6 protein-coding genes, 1 pseudogene and 1 riboswitch are annotated in these 6,416 nt (G+C 36.4%); of the genes and pseudogenes, 1 reads left to right on the top strand and 6 read right to left on the bottom strand.

All coding sequences use genetic code 11. The annotated features are described in order from the left end of the window. The 6 genes and pseudogenes from WC622_RS16150 to WC622_RS16125 all read right to left on the bottom strand — a co-directional run. Positions 1 to 641: pseudogene (locus WC622_RS16150) on the bottom strand (hypothetical protein); the annotation flags it as partial. Positions 642 to 699: 58 nt separating this feature from the next. Next, the gene (locus tag WC622_RS16145) at positions 700 to 1,332 is read right to left on the bottom strand and encodes a thiamine phosphate synthase (RefSeq protein ID WP_372820724.1); all 633 of its coding nucleotides are present in this window, start codon (positions 1,330 to 1,332) and stop codon (positions 700 to 702) included. Between the two features lie 85 nt (positions 1,333 to 1,417). Next, a complete protein-coding gene (locus WC622_RS16140; protein WP_372820723.1) occupies positions 1,418 to 3,799 on the bottom strand; it encodes a TonB-dependent receptor in 2,382 nt (793 codons plus the stop codon). 56 nt (positions 3,800 to 3,855) lie between these two features. Beyond that, positions 3,856 to 4,000, bottom strand: a riboswitch (TPP riboswitch). A 65-nt stretch (positions 4,001 to 4,065) separates the two neighbouring features. Continuing rightward, positions 4,066 to 4,593 (bottom strand): AAA family ATPase, encoded by a 528-nt coding sequence (locus WC622_RS16135; RefSeq protein WP_372820722.1) that lies wholly within the window; start codon positions 4,591 to 4,593, stop codon positions 4,066 to 4,068. After that, positions 4,577 to 5,197 carry a nicotinamide riboside transporter PnuC gene (gene pnuC, locus WC622_RS16130; protein WP_372820721.1) on the bottom strand — a complete coding sequence of 207 codons (621 nt, stop codon included), beginning with the start codon at positions 5,195 to 5,197 and terminating at the stop codon, positions 4,577 to 4,579. The genes WC622_RS16135 and pnuC overlap by 17 nt, the downstream gene beginning before the upstream one ends. Positions 5,198 to 5,352: 155 nt before the next feature. Next, positions 5,353 to 5,874, bottom strand: coding sequence for a hypothetical protein (locus tag WC622_RS16125; protein WP_372820720.1), 522 nt, complete (start codon positions 5,872 to 5,874; stop codon positions 5,353 to 5,355). A gap of 242 nt (positions 5,875 to 6,116) precedes the next feature. Here WC622_RS16125 and WC622_RS16120 point away from each other — a divergent pair. Beyond that, on the top strand, positions 6,117 to 6,416 hold a 300-nt coding region (locus tag WC622_RS16120), incomplete at its 3' end, for a carboxypeptidase regulatory-like domain-containing protein (protein ID WP_372820719.1).

Genomic DNA, 6,416 nt, shown 5'->3' with positions numbered 1-6,416 from the left:
ATACTCATTACGTGAACTGATGCAGCTAGCGCGAGAAATGCGCCAATGATCATGGTACGACGAAATAATAGCAAGACGGCAGAAACCTCAATGATGCCCATAAAAATATTATATCCCTTAGAATAGCCTAAAAAAGTCCAAGCCAATCCCATTGGTGACGAATCGCCGTAGGCTTGGGTTAGCCGAGTTAAATATGGATAGGGGAATTGAAGTTTAATAACTTTGACCATTCCATAACTGATCAACGTAAATGCCACATAACAACGAACCAATACTAATAGCCAGTAATATAGTTTGTTGTAATTTTTTCGTTTGTAGTCAACCGCCGACCAAATAGCAGCACCGAAAAGCGAAAACAGGGTACTGAAAAGTAGCAACACATAATCATAACTTGTATCTCCGCTGCCATTTGTAAAAATGGTATAGTCATATTCATAGCCTACCACATTTGCGGAAAACCAAGGAATAAAACGGTGCATTAACTCAACAGGCCAATGAGCTAAAATCTCGAAATAGGGGAAAGCGCCATTGTTATTGAATGTGATATAAAGCACAAACAAAATAAGGAAAGTTCTAAAGCTATACTTTTTAAGAAAACTCCATTGGGTTTCATTGTTTTTAGGAGCAGTTGCAGCAGTCATATTAGATTGGTTTAACCAAAACTAACTTATTTGGTGCAACATAGCAAATGCTAACCTGCTAAATTACAGTATTATAAAAATCTTCATAAGCCAAGCTTAGATCTTCAGATTGATTAATAGCCGATGAAACGGCAATTCCATAAATGCCAGTAGCTAATAGGGGGTCGACATCTTGTAAAGTAACGCCGCCAACTGCTAAAACTGGCAAGTCAATAGCAAGGGATTTTAAGTCTTGCATTGCGTTGAGGTAACCTCCTAAACCAATTAGTGGTGCATTATTAGGTTTAGTTGTAGTTAGTTTAAATGGGCCAAATCCAGCATAATCTGCACCGTCTTTTGCAAGTCTAATTAGGTTAGAAATGTTGTTAGCGGAACCACCTAAGGTGTATTCTTCTCCAATGTGTTTGCGTAAAGAGATAAAATCAGCATTCATATCTTCTATATGAAACCCCTGAATATCTGTTTTTCCCTTCAAATGAATATGGTCTGTTACAATTAATGTGGCACCCCAATCATCGCAGATTTCGGCAATTACATTGATATCTGTTAAAAGCTCGTCATCACTTTTACTTAAACAACGATATTGGATCCATTTTGCGCCTGCCTCACATGCCAATTGCGCCTGAATAATATGCGTATGCTGTGGGATGTCGTGTGTGATGAAATGAAGCTTTTCAATGTATTTTTTCATTAGTATATATTTGTTTTTTAAAGGTAGTGAAGCTATCATGAGCAATATTCATTGCGCATGATAGCTTCACTACCATAAGATCGTATTAAAACTTAACGTTTAAATTCAGTAAAAAGTTACGTGTTGCTTGCGGATAGTAATAATTCCCGCGATCTAAGGCTCCGCCATAAAGATAACTATAAGAACCTCCATTACTTTCATAGCGTGTGCTAAATACATTGTTAACTAGTAAGCTTATGCCCATGTTTTTAATACCTGCAAAAGCAGTATGGTAGCTTAAGCGAATATCATTTATAAAAAAGCTAGATAAAGTACGGCTATTTGCAGATGTGTTATCTAAATTTTGTTTGCCTACATATTTACTGATAAAAGCAATTTCGGCATTTTTGACAATGCCATAACCAATTTCACTAGAGGCAATTATAGATGGAGAGAAAGAGATGTTGGTGTTTTTATAAGTGTTAACTAAAGTTGGTGTTACTGCTGTAGGATCCTCATCATAAATATACTCTGTAAATTCTTTTATTTTATTGCGACTTAAAGTAGCTGTTCCAGCCCAATAGAAATCTTTTAAAATTTGCCAACGACCATCAAATTCAATACCTAACCTGTAACTATCTGGTACATTCTGTCTGGTTTGCCCACCTACGTCGTTTAGTTTACCTGTATTAATCAGTTGATCTTTATAAAGCATTGCATAACCATTAACTCCTAAAGAAAGGTTACTAAACTGTGTTCTATAGCCGGCTTCAATATCAGTTAAGTTTTCTGATTTTGGCCTGCTGTTCACATTGGAATCAGTAAAATCCCTTCTATTTGGTTCTTTGTTTCCGATAGCTACAGACACATAGATATTACTTGTTTCGTTAAAATTATAAGTTAATCCAGCTTTTGGATTAAAGAAATCTAAAGTCGCATTTTGTTGTGCTGGATTGCCTGCCAAATCCTTTCCAAAATAGGAATAGTAAACATGACGGTACTGAAGGTCCGCAAAAATGTTAAATTTTTCTATCTGATAATTTGCCCTTCCAAATACATTGAAATCTGTTTTAAAAGCATCATTGTCTTCGTATCGATGTCTCATGGAGCCACTTGCATCGTAGTTGGCATACTTTGCCCAAATTACTTCGTCAAAGTGTTTTCCATCATATTCGTTATATGCTCCTCCTAAAATAAAGTTTAAGTTACTTTTTGGCGTGTAGTTTAAGGAATAAGTAACGCCATAAAAATCATTATCGAGCCACAATCTTCGTATTAAATCCGACTTAGTTATTGTAGTACCACCAATCACAACCGGCGCAATTTTATAATCTGCTAAGGTGCGATTTTCTTTATATTCTTCGTAATACCCTCGTCCATACGTATAGTGAAGTGCTGCGTTCGCTACGAGCTGATTGCTTAAATTGCGGGTATAAAATAATTGATGATGGTCTTGCTGATAGTTATCCGTTTGATTATCATACGTAAAGTCATTATGCCTTCTGTTGGTTATTAGCTGCGCTTCCGATATGCCATTCCAAGCTTGGTAAGTTTTTTCGGCACCACTAAATACGTTAACGCGAAGGATGTCTTTTTTCCCGTAGTAGGCACCCGATACAAAAAACGATTTTAAGTTTGAAGAAGCTCTATCAACATAACCATCAGATTTAATTCTCGATAAACGGCCATCAAAGCTGAACTTATTATTGATAAGTCCAGACCCAACATTAATGGTGTTTTTCCAAGTTTCGTAAGAGCCGTAGGTGCTGTTTATTTCTGCATAGGCCGAATCTCGTCTTGTTGTGGTTTGTATATTTAAACTTGCGCCAAAAGCGCCAGCGCCATTTGTAGAAGTGCCGACACCACGTTGAATCTGTATGTTATCTATTGAGGAAGCTAAATCTGGCAGGTTAACGAAATAACTGCCTTGGCTTTCTGCATCATTTAATGGGATTCCGTTTATAGTCACATTAATTCTTGTTGCATCACTTCCACGAATTCTTATGCCGGTATATCCAACTCCAGCGCCAGCGTCAGAACTCACAACTATAGAAGGAGTTTGATTGAGTAAATATGGCAGGTCTTGACCAAGGTTATTTTTCTCTAATGCAGCTTTGTCGAGGTTTTTATAAGTTGTAGCCGTATTTTTTGAAGCTCTTGTCGCGCTTATCACAACTTCATCTGCAAGAAACGTTTGTGCAGATAAACTGAAATTAATCGTCGTATTTGAACCTAAATCAACTGATTTTTCTTCGGTTTTGTAACCTAAATAACTCACGCTAAAGGTGTATTTCCCCGGAGCTAAACTTAAGGTATAGTCTCCATTTTTATCACTTAGGATGGTTACCGCTTTGTTTTTTACCTTGATTGTTGCTCCCGCTAATGATCTTAGATTGTTTTCGGTTACTTTTCCGCTAACAGTAATTTGGGCCATTGCAACACAAGGCAACAGCATGGCAAGTAATGCCAGTAATCTTAAATTTTTCAATTTATTTTTTGTTTTTAGTTAAACCTGCCGACAGTAGGGGTACTCCCGACTTTAGTTAAACTCCATAAACCATTCCCTACGCCAGCATTATCTGGATCAGGTGCATTTAAGATAGACGGTAGGCCATCAACCTTAAAATGGGTATGTTCTCAGCCCGTATTTGCGTTTTTTACAAAACAAGGCACCCCTTATTGATGAGGTAAAGTTAACGCAAAAGGATTGACAAATGAAAATTTTTAAAAATTAGATGAGAAAGCGATTGATTTTTAGGGGTTTAAAAACTTGTTAATAGCTGTTATGGCGTTTTGAAGCCTTGATTCTATTCCACTAACGACAATGTAATCGGCCTGTAACTCTTTAAGTTCTTTATGCCAGATGGTCATAAAATGTTCGCGCATATGCGGAAAATCTCGTAATGGATCTTCCTGCCAGGGAAGATCAATATCTAAAAGGACATAGAAATCGTAGGCTCGAGTTCTTAAAGCATCTAATACGATGCTTGGCGTTGACCCAAAAAATTCGTCGCTCCAGATTTTAACCGTCAGGAAAGTAGTGTCGCAAATTATAAATTCAGTTTCAGCATTCGCCAAAATAGATTCTTCAAGTGCTACTTGACCGTGAAACATATTGATTTCGTCCTGGAGTGTGCATTCCTCAGTTAATGCGGCACAATAATATCGAGCGTATTCCGGAACCCACGGTACTTGATAATGTTTTGCCAGAGCTTGAGAAATGGTCGATTTACCAGTACTCTCTGGGCCAACAATTGCTATTTTTTTAACTATTTTGTTCACGATAAACTTTTCTCCAATCTAAATAGCCCATTGTTGCAATGCCAATATACAGCGCATACATTAGACCTGTTGCATATAAATCTTTTGAAAAATACAGACCTATATAAATTGCATCTACAAATATCCAAATTAGCCAATTTTGCAATACTTTTCTAGCGAGAAAAATTTGAGCAATCAAACTACAAGCAGTGCAAAAACTGTCAATAAACGGAAATGAGGCGTCTGTTTTTTTAAATAATAAAAGCCCCAACCCAATGGTAAATCCAATTACTCCAATAATTGATAATACTATTTCTTTTTTAGTGATTAGCGTTACTGGTCTAGATTCTTGGGGATTACTGCGATGTTTGCTCCAAAAATACCAGCCATAGATATTCATCGCAAAAAAATAGACCTGAAGCCCCATATCTGCGTATAACTTTGTTTCAAAAAATATAAAAATGTAAATAAGGACGCTTACAATAGCTACTGGCCAATTCCAGATGTTGTTTTTTGCAGCGAGCCAAACACATAAAATACCCGTGAAAACGCCACACCATTCTAATATTCCTGTTCCAAACAAAAATTGTGTAATATTTTCTCTAAAGGTTTCGATGAATAACATGCGTCAAAAGTAGGAAATAGATTGATAGACTTACGAAGTTCTTAAAACTTCGTAAGCCTGAATCAAAAAATCCGATAGGGAACAACCCCTACCGGATAATAAACCAAACAAACTATTTATGAAGAATATCCTCAAATAATGAGGAAGCTTTAGATCTATTTTGTATTTGGCGATGAACTTAAATTAATCGCCGCTCTCACACTCACATCACTGGTTAAATTGTTCTTTAACACATACTCCATTCTTATTCTCAAATTATTTCCTTTGATGTAATCATCTATGAAACGAGAATTGTCTATATCTAGTACAAGATTGTTGCCAATATTTCCAGAAACATCGCTTCTTGACGCTACCATGACTTCAGCGCCACTTCCATTTACAATAAATAGCTTAACGGATTTAAATACACCAAGATTTTGAGTCGTTGGGTTGCTGGCATCTAGACGTGCCGAAGCTACCCTCACTTCTTTAATATATGTTGTACCGTCCTGGTTTCCGAAAATCTGGTCAAAGCTACTAGCGGTACTCGTAGCGCTAATTGTTTGGTTAATTTTCGAATTCATTGGTATAATTAAAGTGGCAGTATAAGGGAACGTAGATTTTAGAATGGATTGTACAGTGCCACAACCTGCGCTGATACTAAAAATGCAAATTAAAACAATGATAATTTTTTTCATAATAATTAAATAACAAATAAACCACTCAATATGTTTGTATAGAAAACCGAATTCTTTACCAGATATCGTTGTATTTATTTCTATACAATCTAATAGAAATCAGTTTGCTAAAGCCTTTTTTTAATTATTCTTAAAACAAAGTCGTCAACAAAGTGTTCCTTTTATGTGCAAGGTGCAATAAAACAGGTTATATGAGGAAAGGCTACACAAATAAATATAAGTTAAACTAAAAATCAATGATTATGAAAAGGGCGAGTTTAAATTTTTTAGCCGTTGCAGCTTTATCTATGGGATTGTTTGCATTTGGCTCAATTAAAGATGGTGGAATACAAGGAAGGGTAACTCCTGCAGAAGGTGCTAGAGAAGTCGTTGCAATTGCAGGAACTGATACTCTGAGATCGCAGATTAGCAATGGTACTTTTGTTTTTAGCAATGTGAAAAAAGGAACTTATACTGTTTGGGTTAAGGCAAATGCGCCATATAAGGATGCTGCTGTAGAAAATGTAGCAGTTACTGATAGTGCGACAACAGACATTGGAGAA

This window comes from Pedobacter sp., assembly GCF_041662865.1.
In the GTDB taxonomy this organism is placed as follows: Bacteria; Bacteroidota; Bacteroidia; order Sphingobacteriales; family Sphingobacteriaceae; genus Pedobacter.
This window is presented reverse-complemented; position numbering and strand designations above follow the sequence as displayed.

Coding starts and splice junctions, on each gene's coding strand:
- WC622_RS16145 (WP_372820724.1), bottom strand. CDS start 1,332: ATGAAAAAATACATTGAAAAGCTTCATTTCATCACACACGACATCCCA.
- pnuC (WP_372820721.1), bottom strand. CDS start 5,197: ATGTTATTCATCGAAACCTTTAGAGAAAATATTACACAATTTTTGTTT.
- WC622_RS16125 (WP_372820720.1), bottom strand. CDS start 5,874: ATGAAAAAAATTATCATTGTTTTAATTTGCATTTTTAGTATCAGCGCA.